This is a genomic window from Streptomyces sp. NPDC051136, from assembly GCF_044455745.1.
Lineage (GTDB): Bacteria > Actinomycetota > Actinomycetes > Streptomycetales > Streptomycetaceae > Streptomyces.
Window position 1 is genome coordinate 40869 of record NZ_JBITFE010000006.1, and the last position, 24513, is coordinate 65381.

Sequence of the window (24513 nt, forward strand, 5' to 3'; positions counted from 1 at the left end):
AGCTCCGTTCAGCTCCGCTCAGCTCTGTTTCGCTACGTTCTCAGGCCTGCCGCGCCCTCAGGCGCCGGGGACCCGCACGATCAGCGCGTCGCCCTGGCCGCCGCCGCCGCACAGCGCCGCCGCGCCGACGCCGCCGCCGCGCCGCTTCAGTTCCAGCGCCAGGTGCAGCACCAGGCGGGCGCCGGACATGCCGATCGGGTGCCCCAGGGCGATGGCGCCACCGTTGACGTTCACCTTTTCGGTGGATACGCCGAGGTCCTTCATTGACTGGACGGCGACGGCCGCGAACGCCTCGTTGATCTCGATGAGGTCGAGGTCGCCGACCTCCAGGCCCTCCTTCTTCAGGGCGTGCTGGATGGCGTTCGACGGCTGCGACTGCAAAGAGTTGTCCGGGCCCGCGACGTTGCCGTGGGCGCCGATCTCCGCGATCCACTCCAGGCCCAGTTCCTCGGCCTTGGCCCGGCTCATCACGACCACGGCGGCCGCACCGTCGGAGATCTGCGAGGAGGAGCCCGCCGTGATGGTGCCGTCCTTGGCGAAGGCCGGGCGGAGCTTGCCCAGCGACTCGGCGGTGGTGTCGCCGCGGATGCCCTCGTCCTTGCCGAACAGCACCGGGTCGCCCTTGCGCTGCGGGATCTCGACCGGCGTGATCTCCGCGTCGAAGACGCCGTTCTTCTGAGCGGCGGCGGCACGCTGGTGGGACAGGGCGGCGATCTCGTCCTGGGCGGCGCGGTCGATGCCGAGCCGGGTGTTGTGCTTCTCCGTGGACTCGCCCATGGCGACGTTCTCGAAGGAGTCGGTCAGGCCGTCGTAGGCCATGGCGTCGATCATCTGGACGGCGCCGTACTTGTAGCCCTCGCGGGACTTGGGGAGCAGGTGCGGGGCGTTGGTCATGGACTCCTGACCGCCGGCGACGATCACGTCGAATTCACCCGCGCGAATGAGCTGGTCGGCGAGCGCGATGGCGTCGAGGCCGGAGAGGCAGACCTTGTTGATCGTGAGGGCCGGGACGTTCATGGGGATGCCGGCCTTGACGGCGGCCTGGCGCGCGGGGATCTGCCCGGCACCGGCCTGGAGCACCTGCCCCATGATCACGTACTGGACCTGGTCGCCGCCGATCCCCGCGCGGTCGAGGGCGGCCTTGATCGCGAAGCCGCCGAGGTCGGCCCCGGAGAAGGACTTCAGGGAGCCGAGCAGCCGCCCCATCGGGGTGCGGGCACCCGCGACGATGACGGACGTGGTGCCGTTCGTACCAGAGGTTCCGGACGTTCCAGAAGCTGCAGAAGACATGGGCTGCGATCCCCTTTTCCGGCCCGCACAGGCCGCGGAGTGAACGAGGGTTTACTCGAATGTACTGAGCGGTATGCCGCCCGTCACCCGGCGGTCGGTGTGATCGCGCGCACGTTGCGTAACCACCTCCGGGGCGCTGCACTGAATCCATGCTGACGCGAATCGACCACATCGGAATCGCCTGCCACGACCTCGACACGACCGTCGAGTTCTACCGTGCCACTTACGGCTTCGAGGTGTTCCACACCGAGGTCAACGAGGAGCAGGGTGTCCGGGAGGCCATGCTCAAGATCAACGAGACCTCGGACGGCGGCGCCTCGTACCTCCAGCTCCTCGAACCGACCCGCGAGGACTCCGCGGTCGGCAAGTGGCTCGCGAAGAACGGCGAGGGTGTCCACCACATCGCCTTCGGCACGGCGGACGTGGACGCCGACGCCGCGGACATCCGCGGGAAGGGCGTACGCGTTCTGTACGACGAGCCCCGGCGCGGTTCGATGGGGTCGCGGATCACCTTCCTGCACCCCAAGGACTGCCATGGCGTACTGACAGAACTCGTCACATCGGCGGCTGTTGAGTCACCTGAGCACTGACCCTCGTACATATGGGCCGGTAGGGTTGGGTGCGGTCGCCGCTCAGTCCAGGGTGACCCGGTCCTGTCATCGTGCGACGACGGGACCGCCGGGGTCGTGTTTCGGGGGGTCGGCGACGGGGCAGCAGCACATGCTCCGCCGTTGATCTGACACCATTCCCCGGGGGCACCGTCCGGCGTACGGACGGAGCTCGTTCGGGAAGATTTGCGACCAGGGGACGGATGGGACCGCGCAGTGCGGGGCTACGAGAGCCAGGAGCGAGAGCCGGCGGCTGACGTCGACCACCTCTCTCGGTTCGAGGCCGAGATGAAGCGGCTGAAGACCGAGCGGGAAAAGGCGATCCAGCACGCCGAGGACCTCGGCTACCAGGTCGAGGTGCTGCGCGCCAAGCTGCACGAGGCGCGGCGCACCATCATGTCCCGGCCCGCCTTCGACGGCGGCGACATCGGGTACCAGGCCGAGCAGTTGCTGCGCAACGCGCAGACCCAGGCCGACCAGCTGCGCGCCGACGCGGAGCGGGAGCTGAGCCAGGCCCGGGCGCAGACCCAGCGCATCCTCCAGGAGCACGCCGAGCAGGCCGCCCGGCTCCAGGCGGAGCTGCACCAGGAGGCGGTGACCCGCCGCCAGCAGCTGGACCAGGAGCTGGCCGAGCGCCGGCAGACCGTCGAGTCGCACGTCAACGAAAACGTGGCCTGGGCGGAGCAGCTGCGCGCCCGCACCGAGCAGCAGGCCCGCCGGCTCCTCGACGAGTCCCGCGCGGAGGCCGAGCAGGCCCTGAGCGCGGCCCGCGCGGAGGCGGAGCGGCTGACCTCCGAGGCCCGTCAGCGGCTGCGCAGCGACGCGGAGAGCGCCCGCGCGGAGGCCGAGCAGATCCTGCGCCGGGCCCGCACCGACGCCGAGCGGCTGCTGAACGCCGCTTCCACGCAGGCGCAGGAGGCCACCGACCACGCGGAGCGGCTCCGCAGTTCCACCGCCACCGAGTCGGAGTCCGCCCGCCGCGAGGCCCAGGAGCTGAGCCGGGCCGCCGAGCAGCGCATGTCCGAGGCCGAGGAGGCGCTGCGCAAGGCGCAGGCCGAGGCCGAGAAGGTGGTCGCCGAGGCCGAGGAGGCCGCGTCCAAGGCGCTGTCGAGCGCCGAGGCGACCAACGAGCAGCGCACCCGTACCGCCAAGGAACAGGTCGCCCGGCTGGTCGGCGAGGCCACCAAGGACGCCGAGAGCACCAGGTCCGAGGCCGAGCAGGTGGTCGCGGACGCCCGCGCCGAGGCCGAACGGATCGTCGCGGAGGCCGCCGAGAAGGCCCGCACGATCACCGCCGAGGAGTCGGCCACCCAGCTGTCCAAGGCGGCCAAGACCGCCGAGGACGTGCTGAACAAGGCGGCCGAGGAAGCCAAGCGGACCACGAAGGCCGCCACCGAGGAGGCCGAGCGGATCCGCACCGAGGCCGAGGCCGAGGCGGACCGGCTGCGCGGCGAGGCGCACGACATCGCCGAGCAGCTCAAGGGCGCGGCGAAGGACGACACCAAGGAGTACCGCGCCAAGACGGTCGAGTTGCAGGAGGAGGCGCGCCGGCTGCGCGGCGAGGCCGAGCAGCTGCGGGCCGACGCGGTCGAAGAGGGCGAGAAGATCCGCGCCGAGGCCCGCAAGGAGGCCGTGGCGCAGATCGAGGAGGCGGCGAAAACCGCCGAGGAACTGCTCGCCAAGGCCAAGGCGGACGCCGACGAGCTGCGCCAGAGCGCGACGGCGGACAGCGAGAAGGTCCGCACCGAGGCCATCGAGCGGGCGACGACCCTGCGCCGGCAGGCCGAGGAGACCCTGGAGCGCACCCGTGCGGAGGCCGAGCGGCACCGCGCGGAGGCCGCCGAGCGGGTGGAGGAGCTCCAGGCGGAGGCCGAGCGCGCCGCCCGTGAGCTGCGCGAGGAGACCGAGCGCGCCGTCGAGGCCCGGCAGGCGGAGGCCGCCGAGGAGCTGACGCGGCTGCACACCGAGGCCGAGGAGCGCCGCACCGCCGCCGAGGAGGCGCTGAGCGAGGCCCGCGAGGAGGGCGAGCGGATCCGCCGCGAGGCCGCCGAGGAGAGCGAGCGGCTGCGCACCGAGGCCGCGGAGCGGATCCGTACCCTCCAGCAGCAGGCCGAGACGGAGGCCGAGCGGCTGCGCACCGAGGCCGCCGCCGACGCGTCCGCCTCCCGCGCGGAGGGCGAGAACGTCGCCGTGCGGCTGCGCACCGAGGCCGCGAGCGAGGCGGAGCGGCTGAGGTCGGAGGCGCAGGAGAGCGCCGACCGGGTGCGGGCGGAGGCGCAGTCCGCCGCCGAGCGCATCGCGGCCGAGGCGTCCGAGGCGCTGGCCGCCGCGCAGGAGGAGGCCGCCCGGCGCCGCCGCGAGGCGGAGGAGCTGCTCGGCTCCGCCCGGCAGGAGGCCGACCAGGAGCGCGAGCGGGCCCGCGAGCAGAGCGAGGAGCTGCTGGCCTCGGCGCGCAACCGCGTGGAGGAGGCGCAGGCCGAGGCGGTACGGCTGGTCGAGGAGGCCGACCGGCGCGCCACCGAGATGGTGTCGGCCGCCGAGCAACACGCGGCGCAGGTGCGCGAGTCGGTCGCCGGGCTGCACGAGCAGGCCCAGGAGGAGATCACCGGCCTGCGCAGCGCCGCCGAACACGCCGCCGAGCGCACTCGGCACGAGGCCCAGGAGGAGGCGGACCGGGTCCGCGCCGACGCCTACGCCGAGCGGGAGCGGGCGAGCGAGGACGCCGGACGCCTCAGGCGCGAGGCGCAGGAGGAGACCGAGGCCGCCAAGTCGCTGGCCGAGCGCACGGTGTCCGAGGCCATCACGGAGGCCGACCGGATCCGCGCGGACGTCTCCGAGCACGCCCAGCGGGTGCGCACCGAGGCCTCCGACGCCATCGCCGAGGCCGAGCAGTCCGCGGCGCGCACCCGGGCCGACGCCCGTGAGGACGCCAACCGCATCAGGTCCGACGCGGCGACGCAGGCGGACACCCTGATCACCGAGGCGCGTTCCGAGGCCGAGCGGCTCACCACCGAGACGGCGGCCGAGACCGACCGGATCCGGACGGAGACGCTCGCGGAGGCCGAGCGGGTCACCGCCGAGGCGGCGAGCGAGTCCGAGCGGGTCAGGACCGAGGCGGCCACCGAGGCGGAGCGGCTGCGCACCGAGACGATCGCCGAGGCCGAGCGGGTACGGGCCGAGGCGAGCGCCCGGGCCGACCAGCTGGTCTCGGACGCCACCGGGGAGGCGGAGCGGCTGCGGGCCGAGGCCGCCGACACGGTCGGCTCGGCCCAGCAGCACGCGGAGCGCCTGCGCACCGAGGCGGACCGGGTGCGGACCGAGGCGGCGGCGGAGGCCGAGCGGGTCACCACGGCCGCCCGCGAGGAGGCCGAGCGCACCCTGGACGAGGCCCGCAAGGACGCCAACAAGCGGCGTTCGGAGGCGGCCGAGCAGGTCGACAAGCTCATCACGGAGACCGCGGCGGAGGCCGACAAGCTGCTCTCCGAGGCGCAGCAGCAGGCCCAGAAGACCACCGCGGACGCCGAGTCGCAGGCCGACACGATGGTCGGCGCGGCCCGCGCGGAGGCCGACCGGATCGTCTCGGAGGCGACCGTCGAGGGCAACACCCGGGTGGAGAAGGCCCGTACGGACGCCGACGAGCTGCTGGTGGGTGCCCGCCGGGACGCGACCGCCATAAGGGAGCGCGCGGAGGAGCTGCGCGAGCGCCTCACCTCCGAGATCGAGGAGCTGCACGAGCGGGCCCGCCGCGAGGCCGCCGAGACGATGAAGTCGGCCGGCGACCGCTGCGACGCGCTCGTGAAGGCCGCCGAGGAGCAGCTCGCCAAGGCGGAGGCCAAGGCCAAGGAGCTGGTGTCGGAGGCCAACTCCGAGGCCGGCAAGGTGCGCATCGCCGCCGTCAAGAAGGCCGAGGGGCTGCTCAAGGAGGCCGAGCAGAAGAAGGCCACGCTGGTCCGCGAGGCCGAGGAGCTGAAGGCCGAGGCGGTCCGCGAGGCCCGGCGCACGGTCGACGAGGGCAAGCGCGAGCTGGAGGTCCTGGTGAGGCGCCGCGAGGACATCAACGCGGAGATCTCCCGGGTGCAGGACGTGCTGGAGGCACTGGAGTCCTTCGAGGCGCCCGGGGGCGCGAAGGACAACGGGGTGAAGGCCGGAGCGACGGTGGGCGCCCCACGTTCGGGTGGCAAGTCGTCAGAGAGCTAGCGTCCGGCCGGGATTCGGTGTCTGCTGGAGATCTTTGGCCGGGTCACGGCGGGCTCTTCCGCGCCGGCTTTGGCAAGCCATCCACGGGTGAGCCACCCAAAAGAGGTGTCATTCTCCGTATCAAACGCGCATCCGCTCGATGACACACCGCATCGGCGCCTAGGATTCCCTCTATCACCTCACCCGGTCTCTTTCGACAGGAACCCCATGAGCGACACTTCCCCCTACGGCTTCGAGCTTGTGCGGCGTGGGTACGACCGCGCTCAGGTGGACGAACGCATCTCCAAGCTCGTCTCCGACCGTGACAGCGCTCTCACCCGCATCACCGCTCTGGAAAAGCGCATCGAGGAGCTCCACCTCGAGACTCAGAACGCCCAGGCCCAGGTCAACGACGCAGAGCCGTCGTACGCCGGTCTCGGTGCCCGGGTCGAGAAGATCCTGCGGCTCGCCGAGGAAGAGGCGAAGGACCTGCGCGAGGAGGCCCGGCGCGCGGCCGAGCAGCACCGCGAGCTGGCCGAGTCGGCCGCCCAGCAGGTGCGCAACGACGCGGAGTCGTACGCCGCCGAGCGCAAGGCCAAGGCCGAGGACGAGGGCGTCCGGATCGTCGAGAAGGCCAAGGGCGACGCCTCCCAGCTGCGCTCCGAGGCGCAGAAGGACGCGCAGTCCAAGCGGGACGAGGCCGACGCCCTCTTCGAGGAGACCCGCGCGAAGGCCGCGCAGGCCGCCGCCGACTTCGAGACGAACCTCGCCAAGCGCCGTGAGCAGTCCGAGCGCGACCTGGCCTCCCGTCAGGCCAAGGCCGAGAAGCGGCTCGCCGAGATCGAGCACCGCGCGGAGCAGCTGCGCCTGGAGGCGGAGAAGCTGCGCACGGACGCCGAGCGCCGGGCCCGCCAGACCGTGGAGACGGCGCAGCGCCAGTCCGAGGACATCGTGGCCGACGCCAACGCCAAGGCCGACCGGATCCGTTCGGAGTCGGAGCGCGAGCTGGCCGCCCTCACCAACCGCCGCGACTCCATCAACGCGCAGCTGACCAACGTGCGCGAGATGCTGGCGTCCCTCACGGGCGCCGCGGTGGCCGCCGCTCCGTCGGTCGAGGACGAGTCGGTCTCCCGCGGGGTGCCGGCCCAGCAGTCCCGCTGACGCCGTCCGGCCGGCACGTCGCGGCCGGCGCGGGGGCGTACGCCTGCTGAATATGTACGAACGAGGGCGAGGCCTTCTGTCACTGGGGTGGCAGCGGGCCTCGTCCCGTTCTAGCGTGGGCGCCATGATCGAGCTCGAGGGGCTGACCAAGCGGTACGGCGAGAAGGTGGCGGTCAACAATCTCTCCTTCACCGTCAGACCCGGCATCATCACGGGCTTCCTCGGCCCCAACGGTGCGGGCAAGTCGACCACCATGCGGATGGTGTTGGGCCTGGACCGGCCCACGGCCGGGGACGTGCGGATCGACGGCAAGCACTACGAACAGCTCAAGGACCCGCTGACGTACATCGGCGCGCTGCTCGAGGCCAAGGCGTGGCACGGCGGGCGCAGCGCCTACAACCACCTGCTGTGCCTCGCGCAGAGCAACGGCATACCGGCCGGGCGGGTGCGCGAGGTGCTGGACACCGTCGGGCTCTCCGCGGTCGCCCGGAAGAAGACCAAGGGTTTCTCCCTCGGCATGGGGCAGCGGCTCGGCATCGCCGCCGCGCTCCTCGGCGACCCGCGGATCCTGATGTTCGACGAGCCGGTCAACGGGCTCGACCCCGAGGGCATCCACTGGATCCGGAACCTGATGAAGACCCTGGCCTCGCAGGGCCGTACGGTCTTCGTCTCCTCGCACCTGATGAGCGAGATGGCGCTGACCGCCGACCACCTGGTGGTCATCGGCCAGGGCCGGCTGCTGGCGGACACCTCGATGGCCGAGTTCATCGCGGAGAACTCCCGCAGCTACGTCCGGATCCGCACCCCGCAGCGCGAGCAGCTGCTCGACGCGCTGCACGACGCCGGCGTCCCGGTCACCGAGGCGGCCGAGGGGGTGCTGGAGGTGGACGGCGACAAGTCGGAGGCCGTCGGGGAGCTGGCGGCGCGGCAGCAGATCGTGCTGCACGAGCTGAGCCCGCAGCGCGCCTCGCTGGAGGAGGCGTTCATGCAGCTGACGGCGGAGTCCGTGGAGTACCACGCGCACGACGGGCAGCCGCCCGGCGCGGTGCCGCAGCAGCACCAGCCACCGGGGCCGCCGCCGCGGCAGCAGTGGGGCAGCGACTGGAAGAGGGGTTGAGCATGGCGGCGACACAGGTCGTCCGGTCCGAGTGGACCAAGATCCGGTCGGTCGCGTCCACGGTGTGGACGCTGGGCCTCGCGGTGGTCGTCACGATCGCCCTCGGCATGCTGATCTCGGCCCTGTCGAAGAACGAGTTCGGCGACATGAGCCGACGGGACCAGCTCTCCTTCGACCCGACCTTCATCAGCTTCGCCGGCACCAGCCTCGGCCAGCTGGCGATGATCGTGTTCGGGGTCCTGGTGGTGGGCAACGAGTACAGCTCCGGCATGATCCGCACCTCGCTGGCCGCGGTGCCGCGGCGCGGCACCTTCCTGTTCAGCAAGATCGCGGTGGCCACCCTCCTCGCCCTGGTCGTGGCCATGATCACCAGCTTCGCCACGTTCTTCCTGGGGCAGACGATGCTCGGCGACCTCAAGGCGTCGATCGGCGACCCGGGCGTGCTGCGCGCGGTGTTCGGCGGCGGCCTCTACATGACCCTCATCGCGATGTTCTCGATGGGCGTCGCCGCGATGCTGCGCTCCCCGATGCTGTCGCTGGGCATCCTGATGCCGTTCTTCTTCCTGATCTCCAACATCCTGGGCAACGTCCCGGCGACGGAGAAGGTCGGCCGCTTCCTCCCCGACCAGGCCGGCAGCAAGATCATGCAGGTGGTCACGCCGATCGACGACGACGTCCCGTACGGGCCGTGGGGCGGCCTCGGCATCATGGCCCTGTGGGTGATCGCGGCGCTCGTCGGCGGATACGCGGTGCTGCGCAAGCGGGACGCGTAGGCCGGCGGACACGGAGCGCGCCGGGGCGGTCACGGGTCCCGGCGTCCTCCGTACGGCGTCGGACTTTGCCCGCGCTTGAACGGAACCGTCAGCTCCTGGATAAGCTCCTAACCCTTACGGGGGCGTGTGCCCTGCTGTCCTGAACCTTCCGATGGGTGCGGAGCATGATCGAGGCTGTCGGCCTGACCAAGCGATACGGCGACAAGACCGCCGTGCACGACCTCTCCTTCCAGGTGCGGCCCGGCGCCGTCACCGGCTTCCTGGGCCCCAACGGCTCCGGCAAGTCGACGACGATGCGCATGATCCTGGGCCTGGACAACCCCACCGCGGGTCACGTGACGATCGGCGGCCACCCGTACCGCAAGCTGCCGAACGCCGCCCGGCACGTCGGGGCGCTCCTGGACGCCAAGGCGGTGCACGGCGGCCGGGCCGCCCGCAACCACCTGCTGAGCCTCGCCCAGCTGTCGGGCATCCCGGCACGCCGGGTGGACGAGGTGCTCGGCGTGGTCGGCCTCCAGGACGTGGCCAAGCGGCGTTCCAAGGGCTTCTCCCTCGGCATGGGCCAGCGGCTCGGCATCGCCGCGGCGCTGCTCGGCGACCCCCAGGTGCTGCTCTTCGACGAGCCGGTCAACGGTCTCGACCCGGAGGGCATCCACTGGGTGCGCAACCTGATGAAGGCCCTCGCGGCCGAGGGGCGCACCGTGTTCGTCTCCTCGCACCTGATGAGCGAGATGGCGCTGACCGCCGACCACCTGATCGTCATCGGGCGCGGCCAACTGCTCGCCGACATGAGCGTGACGGCCTTCATCTCGGCCAACTCCGCCGACTTCGCGCGGGTGCGGACGCCGGACACCGAGCCGCAGCTGCGCGAGAAGCTGACCTCGGCGCTGACCGAGGCCGGCGGCCACGTGCTGCCCGAGCAGGACGGCGCGCTGCGCGTGACCGGCCTCCCCCTCCCCAGGATCAGCGACATCGCGCACGACACCGACGTGCGGCTGTGGGAGCTGTCGCCGCACCAGGCGTCGCTGGAGGAGGCGTACATGCGCATGACGCAGGGCGCCGTGGACTACCGGTCGACCGTCGACCAGAAGGCGGGGCTCCAGCAGCCCCTGCCGCCCGGCGCGCAGCCGCCGATGCCGGTGCCCGGGCAGGGCCAGGCCGGCTGGTACGCCCCGCCGCCGCCCCAGCAGGGCGGTCAGCCCTTCGCCGCGCCGGGCCTGGCTCCGGCGGGCCCGTACGGCTCTCCGGCGGCGCCCGGCGCCGTCCCGGGCGGGCAGCCGGCCAACCCGTACGCGGCGCAGCAGGCCCCGCAGGCGCCCCCGCCGCCCGCCGCGGCCCCCGCGCCTCCCGGGGCCGCCCCCGCGCCGCCCACCGCCGCCCCGGCGCCCGCCTCCGCGCCCGTCACCGACCCGACCAAGCCCGAGGACGCCCGATGAGCACGCCCCAGCCCCCGACGCAGCACCCCGCGCCCGAGTGGCACGCGGCGCCCGGTTCGCCGTACCCCACCTACACGTCGCCGATCCCTGTGGTGCGCACCAACCTGGTGCACGCGCTGGCCTCCGAGTGGACGAAGATCAAGTCGGTGCGTTCGACGATGTGGACGCTGGGCGTGTTCGTCCTGCTGGTCCTCGGCATCGGGATGCTGACCGGCGCGGTGGTGGCCGGCTCGGAATCCGACCTGGCCGGTGAGAGCGCGCTGAGCCTCGGCTTCTTCGGGCTGCTGCTCGGCAGCATGTGCGTGATCACGCTCGGCGTGCTGACCACCGCGTCCGAGTACGGCACGGGCATGATCCGCACCACCATGACCGCCTGCCCCAGCCGCGGCCGGGTGCTGGCGGCCAAGGGCATCGTGTTCTTCCTGGTCGCCTTCGTGGTGACGCTGGTGTCCGCGACGCTGGTGGGGCTGGCCCACGTGACCATGCTGGAGGGCAACGGCGCCGTCGACCCCACCGGTTCGGAGTGGCTGAAGGGCACCGTCGGCGTCTCGCTCTACGTGGCGCTGCTCGGGCTGCTCTCGCTGGCCGTGGGCTCGATCATCCGGCACTCGGCGGGCGCGATCACCATCATGGTCGGCGTCCTGCTCGCCCCGCTGGTGATCGCGCTGTTCATGTTCTCGGAGTCGCTCAAGGACGTGCAGCAGGCCCTGTTCGAGTACTCGATCCCGAACCAGATGAGCATCTTCTACGCCAACTCGCTCTCCGAGTCAGGACCCTCGGGCTGGGACCCGCTGTGGATCCTGCTGGGCGTGACCGCCGCCGCGCTCGCCGCCGCCTTCGTCCTGCTGGAGCAGCGGGACGTGTGAGGCCGCACGGCCGGGAACCCGCGGGCGGGATCCTCAGAACCTCGGCGCGTTACGGGACCGCTGCACCCGCGTGGTGCGGCGGTCCTTCGCGTTCCAGCACGCCTTGTGCCAGTGCCGCCGGTCGTCGACGCCCGCGTGGGCCGGCCAGGCCACCACGTGCGGGACACCGTCCGGGATGAGCTGGTCGCACCCGGGGCAGCGGTAGGACTTCCCCTGCGCGCTGGCGCCCGCCACGTGCCGTACGCTCCACTCCTCGCCCTGCCAGCTCTCCGAGGACTGCCAGCCGCCGTAGCGCCCGGAGCCGTCCTCGGCGCTCGGGCCGGACGGACCGGCTCCCTTGGGTCGGTTGCGACGCGGGGACACGGGACACCTCACGGAGCTATACAGGAAGCAGTGCGGCTTCCAGCCTACGCGGCACGGACACGGGTAGGCGTACGGCACCAAACACCGCAACTCCCCCGCGCGGAGTTGCCGTCCGGGCCCGTGTCCCGTTCCACAGCGGCCGATTCTGCAGACAATCCGCAAATCCCTCCGTCCGGCCGTGTCCTCGGCACGTGTCAGGCGGTTATGCCCTGCGGGGGAGCTCCACGTCGGGGCCGAGGAAGCAGGAAAAGGCAATGCGCGTAGGAAGTTTCGTGTTGGGTGCCCAGTTCCCGGGCCAGGGCCAGGGAGAGGCGCTGCACCGCGCGGTCCGCTCGGCCGAGGTCGCCGAGGAGGCCGGGCTCGACGCGGTCTGGCTGGCCGAGCACCACTTCGTGCCGTACGGCACGTGCCCGTCGGCCGTGACGCTGGCCGCGCTGCTGCTGGGCCGCACCCGGCGCATCCGGGTCGGCACCGCGGTCAGTGTGCTGCCCACCGTGCACCCCGTGGCACTCGGCGAGCAGGCCGCGCTGCTGCACGTCACGAGCGGCGGCCGGTTCTCGCTGGGCGTGGGCCGCGGCGGGCCGTGGGTGGACCTGGAGGTGTTCGGAGCGGGTCTGGAGGCGTACGAGAGCGGCTTTCCGGAGTCGCTGGATCTGCTGCTGCGCTGGCTGCGCGACCCGGCCGTCGGCGCCTCGGGGGACCGCTTCCGGTTCCGCGAGGTGCCCGTCGTGCCGCGGCCCTCGGAGTCCCTGGAGCAGGAGCCGGGCCCGGAGGTCGTGGTCGCCTGCACGTCGCCGTCGAGCGTGCGCAACGCGGCCGAGCGGGGGCTGCCGATGCTCCTCGGGATGCACGTCGGCGACGAGGAGAAGGCGGAGATGGTCGCCCTGTGGCGCCGCCACGCGCGCGAAGCCGGCCGGACCTCCGAGGAGATCCACGGCGCCGCGCACGTGTCCGCCGGGGTCTGCCAGATCGCGGACCGGCGCGCGGACGCGGCCGAGACCCTGCTCAAGGCGATGCCGGGCTGGCTGCGGCAGGGTCTCGGCGCCCATGTCACGGTGGACGGCCGGACCCGGCGGATGCGCGACCCGCACGAGTACACCGAACTGCTCTGCGGGCTGCACCCGGTGGGCACGCCCCGGCTGTGCGCGGACCGGCTCGCGGCGACCGGCGAGCGGACCGGCATCTCCCGCTTCGCCCTGCTCGTGGAGGGTTCGGGAGACCTGGCGGCGACCGAGGAGAACGTGCGGCGGCTCGGGGCCGAGGTGCTCCCCCGGCTCCGCTGAGCCCGCGGGCGGGGAGCTTGCCGCTCCGGTACAGAACTGCACCTCCCGCGTACGGAGCGGCAAGCGGGTTTCCCAAAAGACGTCAGCAGTCGCGCAGTTCGGGCGACTGGTTCAGCAACTGGCTGCGCACCGAGGTGAACTTGTTCAGCGTCTCGTCGACGGAGGAGTCCAACGGGAACACCGCCACCCGGTGGCAGTTCTGGAAGGCCAGCCGCACCCCGAAGTGCCGCTGCAGTGCACCGCGTATGGCGTCACTCGCGAGCGCACGCAGGAGCTGGCCGCGCGCCTGCTCGTCCGGCGGGGGCGTCTGGTTGTCGGCGAACGCTCCGCCGTCGACCTTCAGCTGTGCCACCAGGGAGCTGACCATCTCCCATGCGTAGGGCAGGGAGGTCCGGACGCAGTCGACGAAGTCTGCTTCGTCGACCTCGCCTCGCTCGGCCTGTTCGAGTAGGGCCGGTGAGACGTCGAGCGACATGGGTTCTCCTCTCGCACCCCCGATTGGCAGGGGTTGCCGGACAGTTGAGGGAGTTCGCGATTCCGAACACGCTGCGTACACGGTTCGCGACCTCCCGTTCAATACCGTAAGCAACCGATCGTGACGGCACCAGGAGAATGCCCAGATGGACACCATCCGGTAGGCCCACAATCGGCCAGTGCGCAAGACGGGTCCAATGGGAGAAGTGGGACAGCGTGCCGGGGGGTCGCGGGACGGCCGGGCATGGGCGAATCGCGTCGGACCGGGCGCGTCGAGTAGCGTTGCCGACCATGCGTCTCGTCATTGCCCGCTGTTCCGTCGACTACGCCGGACGGCTCACCGCCCACCTGCCCTCGGCCCCCCGGCTGATCCTGGTCAAGGCGGACGGCAGCGTCTCGATCCACGCCGACGACCGGGCCTACAAGCCCCTCAACTGGATGTCGCCGCCCTGCACCCTGAAGGAGGGCACGGGCGAGGAGGAGGGCGTCTGGACCGTCGTCAACAAGGCGGGCGAGAAGCTCATCATCACGATGGAGGAGATCCTCCACGACTCCTCGCACGAACTGGGCGTCGATCCCGGCCTGATCAAGGACGGCGTGGAAGCGCACCTCCAGGAGCTGCTCGCCGACCGCATCGACACCCTGGGCGAGGGCTACACCCTCATCCGCCGCGAGTACATGACCGCCATCGGCCCGGTCGACATCCTGTGCCGGGACGCCCAGGGCGGGACCGTCGCCGTCGAGATCAAGCGGCGCGGCGAGATCGACGGCGTGGAGCAGCTCACCCGCTACCTGGAGCTGCTGAACCGCGATCCGCACCTCGCCCCCGTGCGCGGTGTCTTCGCCGCCCAGGAGATCAAACCGCAGGCCCGCGTGCTGGCCACGGACCGCGGCATCGGCTGCCAGGTGCTGGACTACAACGCCCTGCGGGGCATCGAGGACGACAAGCTGCGGCTGTTCTGAGGGGACGTCACGCGGCAGGTACGGAGCAGGGCCGGGTCCGTGGGTCGGACCCGGCCCTTCCTCGTACGTCGCCGCCCGCACGGCGGGGTCAGATGATCTGACCGGTCTCCGTGTCCGAGCCGGCCGGTGTGCCCGTCGCGCTGCCGGTGCCGCTCTGCGCGGCGGTGGGGGCGTCGGCCGGAGAGCTGGCGGCGGTGGGGCTGACGGTGCCGTCGGCGCTGTTGGAGACGGGCGGCGTGGTGGTCGGCGAGTCGGGGTCGCTCGGGGAGGTGCCGGGGTCCGTGGGTTCCTCGCTGCCGGGGTCGGTCTCGGAGTCCGTGGGGTCCGGCGAGGACGTCGGGCCGGTCGGCTCGTCCGAGGTGGGCGGCTCGGGGGACGAGGGCGGGTCGTGCGGCGAGCCGGTGTCGTCCGGGCTCGCGTCGTCCCCGGGGTCACCGCCGCTCGTACTGCTCGGCCCGTTCGACGGCTCGCCCGACCGGGTCGGGGCCGGGTCGTCGGAGGTGCCGGGGGTGCCGTCGGGGCCCGAGTCGGTCGGTCCCGCGGACGTCTCCCGTCCCCCGCCGTCGTCGGAGGGCCGGTCGTCGTCCAGGTCGCCGTCGTCGAAGTTCTGGCTGACCGACGGATTGACGCCGACCTCGTCGGAGGGGTCGCCGGCGTCGTTCTCGGAGGTCGCCCCGAGGGTCACCACGGTGCCGAGCACGGCGACGAGCAGCGCGCCCGCTCCGGCGGCCACCAGGTTGCGCCGGGCGAAGCCCTTGATGCCGCCGGCGACCGTGCGCGCCGGCTCCTCGTCGGACCCGCGGCGGGTGACGAGGGTCGGGGACTGCGGGGGCGGTTGGAGCGGCGGGAAGGGCGCGGGGACTCCCGCGGACGGCGAGACCGACTCCTCGTTGCGGGCGTCGGGCACCTCCTCCGCCACGGTCGGGCCGAGGCCGGCGCCGGCGACACCCGTCCCGGCGGCTGCCCCGGGCACCGCGAACGCGCCCGCGCCGCCGCTCGGGCCGGGGGTGTCCCCGGTGCGGTCGGCGACCAGTGCGAGGGCGCGGCGGCCCGCCACGGCGCCGCGCTTGTCGGAGAGCGCGCCGCGCAGCCCGATGGAGGCCTCCAGCTCGGCGCGCGCCCGGTCCAGCCGGTCCTCGCACAGGGCGAGGACACCGAGTTCGTGGTGGAAGTAGGCCTGTTCGGCGACGTCCCCGGCGAGCCGGGACGCCTCGGTGCCGGAGCGCAGCGCCCGCTGCCAGGCGCTCCAGTGCAGTCCGGCGGCGAACGCGGGCGCCGCGGTGCGGGCCAGCTGCACGGCCGGGCTCTCCTGGTCGTCGGCGGTCCGCGTCGTCGCCGGGACCAGCACGGCCAGGGCGGCCAGGACCGCGTCGGCCTCCGCGCACACCCGCTCCGGGGTGACCGAGGGGTGGCCGGCCCACCAGGCGTAGTGCTGGGCGGCGGCCAGGGCCCGCTCCCGTACGTCGTCGGCGTACCCGGCGCTCTCCAGCTGGGTGAGCACACCGGCGGCCAGCCGGTAGCGGGAGCCGACCGGGGAGACCAGTCCGCAGTCGGCCAGCTCGCCGAGGGCGGCGTCCGCGTGGGTGTCGCCGACCAGCGCGGGCAGGTGCGCCTGGTGCGGCACCTCGCCGCCGAGCGCGACGGCGAACTCCAGGGTGGCGCGCGCGGCGGCGCTGAGCCGGGAGGCGAGCAGCGGTGCGGGCGCGGCGGCCTCGCCGAGGGACGGCAGGGGGACGTCGTCGGTCTCGGCGGGATCGTAGGGGGTGTCGTCGGCCGGGCGGGCGTCGGCGAAGACGCCGAACTCGTCGACGGCGTCGGCGCCGGCCCGTTCCCGGTCCCGGCGGCGCAGCAGGGCGCCGGCCTGGACGAAGCGCAGCGGCAGGCCCTCGGACTCGAACCAGAGGTCGCCGGCCCAGTTGGCCTCGTCCTCGGTGAGGGTGCGGCCGGCGGCGCGCTCCAGCAGCACAACGCCGTCGGAGCGGTCCAGCCCGGTGAGGAAGACCTCCTCGACGGCCGAGTCGGCGGAGGGTGCGGGCACGTCCGGGGTGGCGCCGAGGAGGAAGGCGCACTCGGGGGTGGCGTCGAGGAGTTCGTCGAGGGCGGCGCCGCCGAACTCGACGTCGTCCAGGACGACGACCGCGCCCACCTCGCGCAGGTGCCCGAGGAGTTCCGTGCGGTCCGGGCGGTGCAGGGGCGCGCGGTGGACGGCGCGGAAGAGGTCGTGGAGCAGGCCGTCGGCGGTGCGGTGGTGGCCGCTGAGCCGGACGACGCCGTCGGGGGCGAGACCCGCGCAGTCCTCGGCGACGACGTCGAGGAGGCTGGTGCGGCCGGAGCCGGCCGGGCCGGTGAGGCGGACGGAGCGGCCGCGGGCGAGCAGCCGCACCAGGCGTTCGCGTTCGTCCTCGCGGGCCAGCAGGCCCAGGACCGTGCGGACCGGCCCGGGCGGGACGGGCGGGCGCGCGGCGCGCTCGGCCTCGGCGCGCTCGGCCGCGGTGAGCTTCTCGGGCCGCTCGGGCCGCTCGGTGGGCGGGCAGACCTCGATCTCGCTGCCGTCGACGGGGTTGACGGTGAGCAGGAAGTCGCCGGACACCAGTCGCACCGTGCGGGCGAGGGCCGGCGCGTGCTGTCCGAAGTCGGAGGTGAGGGGATCCCTGGGCGGGCGCGGGCGCGACGGCTGGTGGTCGCCGTCCTGGCCGTACTCCTCAGGGCCCCGGTCGTTCGGGTCCATAGGTTCCTAGCCCCCCAAAAGCGTCGTGTGCAGGGCCCCGGTCGGGACCACCCTCCCGGCCTTGCCGCACACCGCGCTGTCGCTTCTGGTCCGGGCCCGCCGGTGGGTCGCAAGTGAGCGGGCAGCCAGACCCTAAACCTTCGCCCAGTATCTCCGACAGCCCGGGGTGCCGGACCGCCCGAGAGGTCACGGTCTCGTGAGGATTGCGTGTGTCGGACGTGTGGCCGCGCTCTTCACACCCGGGGCAGGGTCTCCACGCCGATGCCGCCTTCGATGGCCAGGATCCGGTGCAGCCGGGTGGCCACCAGCAGACGCTGCATCTGCGGCGGCACGCCGCGCAGCACCAGGCGCCGGCCGCAGCGGCCGGCCCGCCGGTGGGCTCCCATGATCACGCCGAGTCCGGTGGCGTCCCAGGAGTCCAGCTCGGACAGGTCCAGCACCAGGTCGCCGACTCCGTCGTCGACGGCCGAGTGCAGGACCGTACGGGCGTCCGCCGCGCTGCGGACGTCGAGGCGGCCCCCGACGACCAGCTCGACGTGGTCGCCCCTGATGTGCATATGCGCTCCCCGGCGTGCGTCTTCTCTTCGTCGTCTCTGCGTGGTGATCTCTGGGCGGCAACAGGTGTTGCACCCTCTGACTGGCCGGAACGACCGGAGGTTGCCGCCTGTAAGCGAACCGATACCGAATTCACCCCGGCGTGTGATGTCCGCCGGGACGGGTGCGACCTCAGTGCTTGTAGAAGCCCTGCCCGCTCTTGCGGCCGATGTCACCGGCGTCCACCATCCGGCGCATCAGCTCCGGCGGGGCGAACTTCTCGTCCTGGGACTCGGTGTAGATGTTGCCCGTGGCGTGCAGCAGGATGTCGACGCCCGTCAGGTCGGCGGTGGCCAGCGGTCCCATGGCGTGGCCGAAGCCGAGCTTGCAGGCGAGGTCGATGTCCTCGGCGGTGGCGACGCCCGACTCGTACAGCTTCGCCGCCTCGACGACGAGGGCGGAGATGAGACGGGTCGTCACGAACCCGGCGACGTCGCGGTTGACGACGATGCAGGTCTTGCCGGTGGACTCGGCGAACTCCCGCGCGGTGGCGAGCGTTTCGTCACTGGTCTTGTAGCCGCGCACCAGCTCGCACAGCTGCATCATGGGGACCGGCGAGAAGAAGTGGGTGCCGACGACCCGCTCGGGGCGCTCCGTGACTGCCGCGATCTTGGTGATCGGGATCGCGGAGGTGTTGGACGCGAGGATCGCCCCGTCCTTCACCAGCTTGTCCAGGGTACGGAAGATCTCGTGCTTGACTTCCAGTTTCTCGAAGACGGCCTCGACGACGACGTCCGCGTCGGCGGCGGCGTCCAGGTCGGTGGTCGCGGTGATGCGCCCGAGGGCGGCCTCGGCGTCGTCGGCGGTGAGCTTCCCCTTGGCGACGAACTTGTCGTAGGAGGCCCTGATGCCGTCGGTGCCGCGCCGCAGCGCCTCGTCGGTGACGTCGCGCAGGACGACGTCCCAGCCCGCCTGAGCGGAGACCTGGGCGATGCCGGACCCCATGAGACCGGCTCCGATGACGGCGAGCTTCCGTGCCACTGTGCGACTCCCCTGATACGCGCTGATTCTCGTCTCTCGGCCGGAGATTAGCGGGCGTGAGGCGCTGTGTGACCGGTTAGTAACGCGCGTCACGTCTCAAATGACGGACGTCACACCGAGGGGTGTCGTCCGGGTGTCACTCGGCGCCCCGTACGGCGTAGTTGAGCACCTTCTCGCTCAGCAGGTCCTCCATCTCGTCCAGCAGCACGAGGACGTCGCGGGACACTTCGGCGGGTTTCCCGCCGGCCGTCATGCGGCGGCCGATGCTCGCCATCACCGTGCTGTGCAGCCAGCTGATCTGACCCGCCATCAGCGAGGGGACGGGCTCGTCGTCCGGGGCGCCGGTCTCCTCGCGCAGGGTGCGCTCGAGGTCGTCCTGCACCTCCTGGCCGATCGCCCAGAGCCGGGAACGCAGCGCGGGCGAGGAGTGGATGACGCCCATGAAACGCGCATATCCGTCCATCAGGCCGATCCGGGGCGAAACCGACTCGACCTCCTCGCGCAGTTCCCGGAGCACGGCCCGAGCGGCCGACTCCCCGTCGCGCCGGCCGCGCACCCACCGCGACAGCCGGTCGACCACGCCCCTGGAGCGGTCGAGGAACAGGTCCTCCTTGGCCGGGAAGTAGTTGTAGACGGTGTTGACGGAGACGTTCGAGGCGTCCGCGACCTCCGCCACCGTCACGGCCTCGAAGCCGCGCTCCAGGAACAGCCCCGTGGCGACATCCGAGATGTACTGCCGGGTCTGCCGCTTCTTCCGTTCCCTGAGTCCCTCGGCCATGCCCGCATCCTAGCCGCGCCGGCCTCATCGACTGATGTCGATGAAAACTTGGGGCCATTGCAAAATTTCAGTGTCTCTGTTTTTCTGGGCGGCATGGCAATCATCAGTACGGCCCGGCTGGCCCGCACCTTCACGACGAAACGCGGCCCGGTCGAAGCGGTGCGCGGCATCGACCTCACCGTCCGCGAGGGCGAGATCCTGGGCCTGCTGGGGCCCAACGGCGCGGGCAAGACCACCACCCTGCGGATGCTCACGACGCTGCTCGCCCCCACCGGCGGCGTGGCCACCGTCGCCGGGCACGACCTGGCGACCGACCCGGCCGGGGTGCGCGCGGCCTGCGGTTACGTGGCCCAGTCGGGCGGCTTGGACACCCAGATCACGGTGCGGGAGGAGCTGGTCACCCAGGGGCGCCTGTACCGCCTGCCCCGGGCGCGGGCCGGTGAGCGCGCCCGGGAACTGGCCCGCGACCTGGACCTCACCGAGCTGCTCGACCGCAAGTGCGGCACGCTCTCCGGCGGGCAGCGGCGCCGGCTGGACATCGCGATGGCGCTCACGCACCGCCCGAAGGTGCTCTTCCTGGACGAGCCGACGACCGGCCTTGACCCGGGCAGCCGCGCCGGCCTGTGGGACCTGGTCCGCCGGCTGCGCGACGAGTACGGCACCACGGTCTTCCTGACCACCCACTACCTCGACGAGGCCGACGCCCTCTCCGACCGCCTGGTGGTCGTGGACGGCGGGGTGGTGGCCGCCGAGGGCACGCCCGCCGCCCTGAAGCAGGAGTACGGCGGCTCGCCGGAGGCCTCCCTCCAGGACACGTTCCTGGCCGTCACCGGCCGCGGCACCGCCCCGGCCGACGCCGCCCCCACGACCGTATGAGACACCGAGGACCCGAGGACCCGAGAATCCCGATGCTGCTCCACGACACCGGCCTGATCTACGGCCGCTACCTGCGCCAGTCCCTGCGTTCCCGCTTCGCGCTGCTGTTCGGCGTGCTGATGCCGCTGCTGTACCTGCTCTTCTTCGGCCCGCTGCTGACCGACCTGCCGCTCGGCGGGCGGGGCAGCTCCTGGCAGGTCCTCGTCCCCGGCCTGCTGCTGCAACTCGGGCTCTTCGGCGCCTCCTTCGCGGGCTTCTCGATCATCATCGAGAACGGTCAGGGGGTGGTGGAGCGGATGCGGGTCACGCCCGTCAGCCGGCTCGCGCTGCTGCTCGGGCGGGTGCTGCGGGACGCCACCGTCTTCGCCTTCCAGGCGGTGCTGCTGGTCCTCGCGGCCCTGGTGATGGGCCTGCGCGCGCCGCTGCCCGGCGTGCTGATCGGCTTCGTGTTCGTCGCCCTGCTGACGGTGTCGCTGGCGTCGCTGTCGTACGCGCTGGCGATGAAGGTCCGCACCCCGCAGGAGTTCGGGCCCGCGGTCAACGCCCTCACCATGCCGTCGATGCTGCTGTCCGGTCTGATGCTCCCGATGACGCTCGGCCCGGCGTGGCTCGACGTGCTCTCGCACCTGATGCCGTTCCGCTATCTGGTGGACGCGGTGCGGGACGCGTATGTCGGCTCCTACGCGACGGCGCACATGCTGTACGGCACCCTGGTGGCCCTCGGCTTCACCGCGCTGGCCGTGACGGTGGGCACACGCGTGTTCCGCACCGCCGGGGCCTGACTACGCTGGCCGGATGGTCAACCTGACGCGCATCTACACCCGGACCGGCGACCAGGGCACCACCGCCCTCGGTGACATGAGCCGGGTCCCCAAGACCGACCTCAGGATCTCCGCGTACGCCGACGCGAACGAGGCGAACGCGGTGATCGGTACCGCCCTCGCCCTCGGCGGCCTGTCCGAGGACGTGGTCAAGGTCCTCGTCCGCGTCCAGAACGACCTGTTCGACGTGGGCGCGGACCTGTCCACGCCGGTGGTGGAGAACCCGGAGTACCCGCCGCTGCGGGTGGAGCAGTTCTACGTCGACAAGCTGGAGGCGGACTGCGACCGCTACCTGGCCGAGGTGGAGAAGCTCCGCTCCTTCATCCTCCCCGGCGGCACCCCCGGCGCGGCCCTGCTGCACCAGGCGTGCACGGTGGTCCGCCGGGCGGAGCGCTCCACCTGGGCGGCGCTGGAGGTGCACGGCGAGTCGATGAACCCGCTCACCGCGACCTACCTGAACCGCCTCTCCGACCTCCTGTTCATCCTGGCCCGGGTGGCCAACAAGGAGGTCGGCGACGTGCTGTGGGTGCCGGGCGGGGAGCGCTGAGCGCTCCGCGGGCGGGGACCGACGGCCGCCGGTCGTCTACCGCTTCGTGGTGGTCGATCGCGCCGTTCCCCGCGCCCCTTCGGGGGCGCCCTCGCCCGTCTCCGCCGACGACGTGCCCGCCGGGGCCTTCTTCGGCCAGATCAGGTACGTGAGGGCGATCAGGCCGTGGATGCCGGTGACGCGCAGGGCCGTCCACTGGAAGGACCGCAGGGACGAGACGTCGCCGTCGCCGCCGACGTACCGGACCGCGCCCTGGAGCAGGGCGCAGGCCACGGCGGCGCCCAGCAGCGTGCGCAGCCACAGCGCGCCCTCGTGCCGCGCCCGGGGCATGCCGTGGCGCGGGGGTCTGACCGGGGGCGGGCCGCCGGCCAGGCGGTGGGCGGCGTGGCCGTCGAGCCAGCGGATCGTGTAGTGGCCGTAGGCGACGGTGTAGCCGATGTACAGCGCGGCCAGGCCGTGCTCCCAGCCGGGCTCGGCGCCGGTCTTCAGGTCGTACGCCGTGACGGCGAACAGCACCAGTTCCAGCACGGGCTCGCACAGCAGCAGGACGACACCGGTGCGCCGCCACTTCAGCAGGTAGCGGGCGCCCAGGCCGAGGGCGAGCAGGACCCAGAAGCCGACCTCGCAGGCGATGATCAACGCGACGACCACGACGCACTCCCTTCGTTCACCGTTCCAGGCTCCTTCGGGAATCCGCCGGGGTCGTCGTCGCCGGTGACGAACCTCCGGTACATCGAAAGATGCAGTGCGGGACCCTTCCCGGGGATCAGGCGGGCGGCGCGGGGGCCGTGTTGGATGGGGGCATGGCCCCACGACTCCCCCGCCCGCGCCGCTTCGACGTGTACGCCGCGTCGGCCGGGCTGCTCGGCGGGCTGCTGCTGTGGGGCATCGGTCTGGGGGTGCGGCCGGCCGACGAGCCGGTCGTCCTGTTCGACGGCCGCTGGCCGCTGCTGGTACCGCTCGTCGTCATGGCGGGCTGCGAGCTGCTGCGCCGGGCCGCGCCCCGCACCGGCCTGCTGGCCGGCACCGCCGCCCTGATCGCGGACACCCTCACGCAGGGCAGCCTGGTCACGGTGATCATGTACACCGACCTGATGTACGCCGCCGTGCTGTACGGCCCGCCCGCCTCGGCCCGCCGCATCCCGTGGATCACCGGGCTGCTCACCGTGGCCGGCACCGTCGTGCCGTTCGCGCTGTGGCGGGTGCCCGAGGCGCTGCTGATCGGTGTCGCCGTCGGCATCGTGTCGTTCGCTCCCGCCTCCACGGGGCTCATCGTCCGCAGCCACCGCGAGGCCGCCGACGCCGCGCTGCTGCGGGCCGAGCAGACCGCGCTGCTCGCCGAGATGGACCGGTCCCAGGCGGTGACGGCGGAGCGCTCCCGGATGGCCCGCGAGCTGCACGACCTGGTGGCGGGCCACCTCTCCGCGATCGCCGTCCACTCCACGGCCGCCCTCTCCCTGGACGACGCGGCGACCACCCGGCAGGCGCTCGGCGTGATCCGCGAGAACAGCGTGGCCGGCCTGGCCGAAATGCGCCGCCTCATCGGCATCCTGCGGGACGAGGGCGCGGACACCGAACCGGCCGCCGCACCCACCCTCGACGGGCTCGGCGCGCTGGTCGACGGCGCCCGCGCCAACGGGCTCGACGTCACGCTCGACGCCGCCCTCGACGCCGGCCCCGGCTCCGCACCCCGCGCCGGAGCCGGCGAGAACCTGCCCGCACCGGTCGGGCTGGCCGCGTACCGCATCGTGCAGGAGTCGCTCACCAACGCGCTCAAGCACGCCGCGAAGGGGACGGTCCGTGTACGGCTCGACCGGCACCAGGGCGCCCTGCGGGTCGAGGTGACCAGCCCGTACGGCGACCGGGACACCCCGCGCGTCCCCGGCTCGGGCGCCGGTCTGGTCGGGATGCGGGAGCGGGCCGCACTGCTGCACGGCACTTTCGAGGCGGGACCGGCGCCGGGTCCCGGTCCTGCGGGCGGCACGATCTGGGCCGTACGCGCCTCCCTGCCCGTCACCGAAGGAGACTCCGCATGATCCGCGTCCTCGTCGCCGAGGACCAGTCCGCCGTCCGCGCGGGGCTGGTGCTGATCCTGGGCAGCGCACCGGACATCGAGGTGGTGGGCGAGGCCGCCGACGGCGAGCAGGCGGTGGCGCTCGCCCGCGAGCTCCATCCCGACCTGGTGCTGATGGACGTGCAGATGCCCCGCCTGGACGGCGTCGCGGCGACCCGGATCGTGGTCGGGGAGCGGCTCGCCGACGTGCTGGTGCTGACCACCTTCGACCTGGACGAGTACGTCTTCGGGGCGCTGCGGGCGGGGGCCGCCGGGTTCCTGCTGAAGAACACCGAGGCCGAGGACCTGCTCACGGCCGTGCGCACGGTGGCGGGCGGCGAGGGCATCGTGGCCCCGGCCGTCACCCGGCGGCTGATCGCCGAGTTCGCCGCGAAGCCGGTACGGGAGCCGGCCGTCGATCCGGCGGTGCTGCGGGACCTGACCCGGCGGGAGCGCGAGGTGCTGTCCTGCCTCGGCCAGGGACTCTCCAACGCCGCGGTCGCCGAGCGGCTGGACATGGCGGAGGCCACGGTGAAGACGCACGTGAGCCGGCTGCTGGGGAAGCTGGGGCTGCGCAGCCGGGTGCAAGCGGCGGTGCTGGCGCAGGAGTTGGGGATCTAGTTTC

The 24513-nt window shown here is 72.7% G+C and carries 22 protein-coding genes; 14 read left to right on the forward strand and 8 right to left on the reverse strand.

The window, feature by feature from the left end:
* Positions 1–57 precede the first annotated feature (57 nt).
* Positions 58–1290 (reverse strand): acetyl-CoA C-acetyltransferase, encoded by a 1233-nt coding sequence (locus ACIBCJ_RS18120; protein WP_362102915.1) that lies wholly within the window; start codon positions 1288–1290, stop codon positions 58–60.
* A gap of 149 nt (positions 1291–1439) precedes the next feature.
* Here ACIBCJ_RS18120 and mce point away from each other — a divergent pair, with 149 nt between their 5' ends.
* The 7 genes from mce (at position 1440) to ACIBCJ_RS18155 (ending at position 11427) form a co-directional block, all read left to right on the forward strand.
* The gene (gene mce / locus ACIBCJ_RS18125) at positions 1440–1880 is read left to right on the forward strand and encodes a methylmalonyl-CoA epimerase (protein ID WP_102932132.1); all 441 of its coding nucleotides are present in this window, start codon (positions 1440–1442) and stop codon (positions 1878–1880) included.
* Between the two features lie 234 nt (positions 1881–2114).
* A complete protein-coding gene (gene scy / locus ACIBCJ_RS18130; RefSeq protein WP_365979920.1) occupies positions 2115–6095 on the forward strand; it encodes a polarized growth protein Scy in 3981 nt (1326 codons plus the stop codon).
* Positions 6096–6302: 207 nt separating this feature from the next.
* The gene (locus ACIBCJ_RS18135) at positions 6303–7235 is read left to right on the forward strand and encodes a cellulose-binding protein (protein ID WP_133887409.1); all 933 of its coding nucleotides are present in this window, start codon (positions 6303–6305) and stop codon (positions 7233–7235) included.
* Positions 7236–7359: 124 nt separating this feature from the next.
* Positions 7360–8352, forward strand: a complete 993-nt coding sequence (locus ACIBCJ_RS18140; RefSeq protein WP_166661808.1) for an ABC transporter ATP-binding protein — start codon at positions 7360–7362, stop codon at positions 8350–8352.
* 2 nt (positions 8353–8354) lie between these two features.
* Positions 8355–9125, forward strand: a complete 771-nt coding sequence (locus ACIBCJ_RS18145; RefSeq protein ID WP_365979921.1) for an ABC transporter permease — start codon at positions 8355–8357, stop codon at positions 9123–9125.
* Positions 9126–9289: 164 nt separating this feature from the next.
* Positions 9290–10561 (forward strand): ABC transporter ATP-binding protein, encoded by a 1272-nt coding sequence (locus ACIBCJ_RS18150; protein ID WP_365979922.1) that lies wholly within the window; start codon positions 9290–9292, stop codon positions 10559–10561.
* Positions 10558–11427, forward strand: a complete 870-nt coding sequence (locus tag ACIBCJ_RS18155; RefSeq protein ID WP_362102906.1) for an ABC transporter permease subunit — start codon at positions 10558–10560, stop codon at positions 11425–11427. Before ACIBCJ_RS18150 ends, ACIBCJ_RS18155 begins: the two co-directional genes overlap by 4 nt.
* 33 nt (positions 11428–11460) lie before the next feature.
* Here ACIBCJ_RS18155 and ACIBCJ_RS18160 read toward each other — a convergent pair whose 3' ends face one another.
* Complete coding sequence (locus ACIBCJ_RS18160) at positions 11461–11790, reverse strand: ATP/GTP-binding protein (RefSeq protein WP_133887405.1); 330 nt, start codon at positions 11788–11790, stop codon at positions 11461–11463.
* 254 nt (positions 11791–12044) lie between these two features.
* Between ACIBCJ_RS18160 and ACIBCJ_RS18165 the strand changes: the two genes are divergently transcribed.
* Positions 12045–13073 (forward strand): LLM class flavin-dependent oxidoreductase, encoded by a 1029-nt coding sequence (locus ACIBCJ_RS18165; RefSeq protein WP_362102904.1) that lies wholly within the window; start codon positions 12045–12047, stop codon positions 13071–13073.
* Positions 13074–13155: 82 nt separating this feature from the next.
* Here the strand turns inward: ACIBCJ_RS18165 and ACIBCJ_RS18170 are convergent, their stop codons facing one another.
* On the reverse strand, positions 13156–13548 hold the full coding sequence (locus ACIBCJ_RS18170; RefSeq protein ID WP_362102902.1) for an SCO5389 family protein: 393 nt from the start codon (positions 13546–13548) through the stop codon (positions 13156–13158).
* 290 nt (positions 13549–13838) lie between these two features.
* On the opposite strand from ACIBCJ_RS18170, the gene nucS reads away from it, so the two are divergent.
* Positions 13839–14510 (forward strand): endonuclease NucS, encoded by a 672-nt coding sequence (gene nucS, locus ACIBCJ_RS18175; RefSeq protein ID WP_059301477.1) that lies wholly within the window; start codon positions 13839–13841, stop codon positions 14508–14510.
* A gap of 88 nt (positions 14511–14598) precedes the next feature.
* Here nucS and ACIBCJ_RS18180 read toward each other — a convergent pair whose 3' ends face one another.
* From ACIBCJ_RS18180 to ACIBCJ_RS18195, 4 genes are all read right to left on the reverse strand, one after another.
* Positions 14599–17238, reverse strand: coding sequence for an ATP-binding protein (locus ACIBCJ_RS18180; protein WP_365979923.1), 2640 nt, complete (start codon positions 17236–17238; stop codon positions 14599–14601).
* A gap of 233 nt (positions 17239–17471) precedes the next feature.
* Entirely contained in the window at positions 17472–17795 is a 324-nt protein-coding gene (locus tag ACIBCJ_RS18185) for an STAS domain-containing protein (RefSeq protein ID WP_003973611.1), read from the reverse strand.
* Between the two features lie 169 nt (positions 17796–17964).
* Positions 17965–18813: a 3-hydroxyacyl-CoA dehydrogenase family protein gene (locus ACIBCJ_RS18190; RefSeq protein ID WP_052840654.1), complete on the reverse strand. Its 849-nt coding sequence runs from the start codon at positions 18811–18813 to the stop codon at positions 17965–17967.
* A gap of 136 nt (positions 18814–18949) precedes the next feature.
* On the reverse strand, positions 18950–19591 hold the full coding sequence (locus ACIBCJ_RS18195; RefSeq protein WP_365979924.1) for a TetR/AcrR family transcriptional regulator: 642 nt from the start codon (positions 19589–19591) through the stop codon (positions 18950–18952).
* Positions 19592–19684: 93 nt separating this feature from the next.
* On the opposite strand from ACIBCJ_RS18195, the gene ACIBCJ_RS18200 reads away from it, so the two are divergent.
* Genes ACIBCJ_RS18200 through ACIBCJ_RS18210 form a run of 3 tightly spaced genes read left to right on the forward strand, consistent with a single transcriptional unit; the run spans position 19685 to position 21835 of the window.
* Positions 19685–20467: an ATP-binding cassette domain-containing protein gene (locus ACIBCJ_RS18200; protein ID WP_365979925.1), complete on the forward strand. Its 783-nt coding sequence runs from the start codon at positions 19685–19687 to the stop codon at positions 20465–20467.
* A gap of 32 nt (positions 20468–20499) precedes the next feature.
* Entirely contained in the window at positions 20500–21249 is a 750-nt protein-coding gene (locus ACIBCJ_RS18205) for an ABC transporter permease (RefSeq protein WP_362102892.1), read from the forward strand.
* Positions 21250–21262: 13 nt separating this feature from the next.
* Positions 21263–21835: a cob(I)yrinic acid a,c-diamide adenosyltransferase gene (locus ACIBCJ_RS18210; RefSeq protein ID WP_362102890.1), complete on the forward strand. Its 573-nt coding sequence runs from the start codon at positions 21263–21265 to the stop codon at positions 21833–21835.
* A gap of 36 nt (positions 21836–21871) precedes the next feature.
* On the opposite strand, the gene ACIBCJ_RS18215 is transcribed toward ACIBCJ_RS18210, so the two are convergent.
* Positions 21872–22486 (reverse strand): hypothetical protein, encoded by a 615-nt coding sequence (locus ACIBCJ_RS18215; protein ID WP_362505361.1) that lies wholly within the window; start codon positions 22484–22486, stop codon positions 21872–21874.
* A 152-nt stretch (positions 22487–22638) separates the two neighbouring features.
* Here ACIBCJ_RS18215 and ACIBCJ_RS18220 point away from each other — a divergent pair, with 152 nt between their 5' ends.
* Both ACIBCJ_RS18220 and ACIBCJ_RS18225 read left to right on the forward strand, forming a co-directional pair.
* On the forward strand, positions 22639–23871 hold the full coding sequence (locus ACIBCJ_RS18220; RefSeq protein ID WP_365979926.1) for a histidine kinase: 1233 nt from the start codon (positions 22639–22641) through the stop codon (positions 23869–23871).
* A complete protein-coding gene (locus tag ACIBCJ_RS18225; RefSeq protein WP_365979927.1) occupies positions 23868–24509 on the forward strand; it encodes a response regulator transcription factor in 642 nt (213 codons plus the stop codon). The genes ACIBCJ_RS18220 and ACIBCJ_RS18225 overlap by 4 nt, the downstream gene beginning before the upstream one ends.
* Positions 24510–24513: the final 4 nt, after the last annotated feature.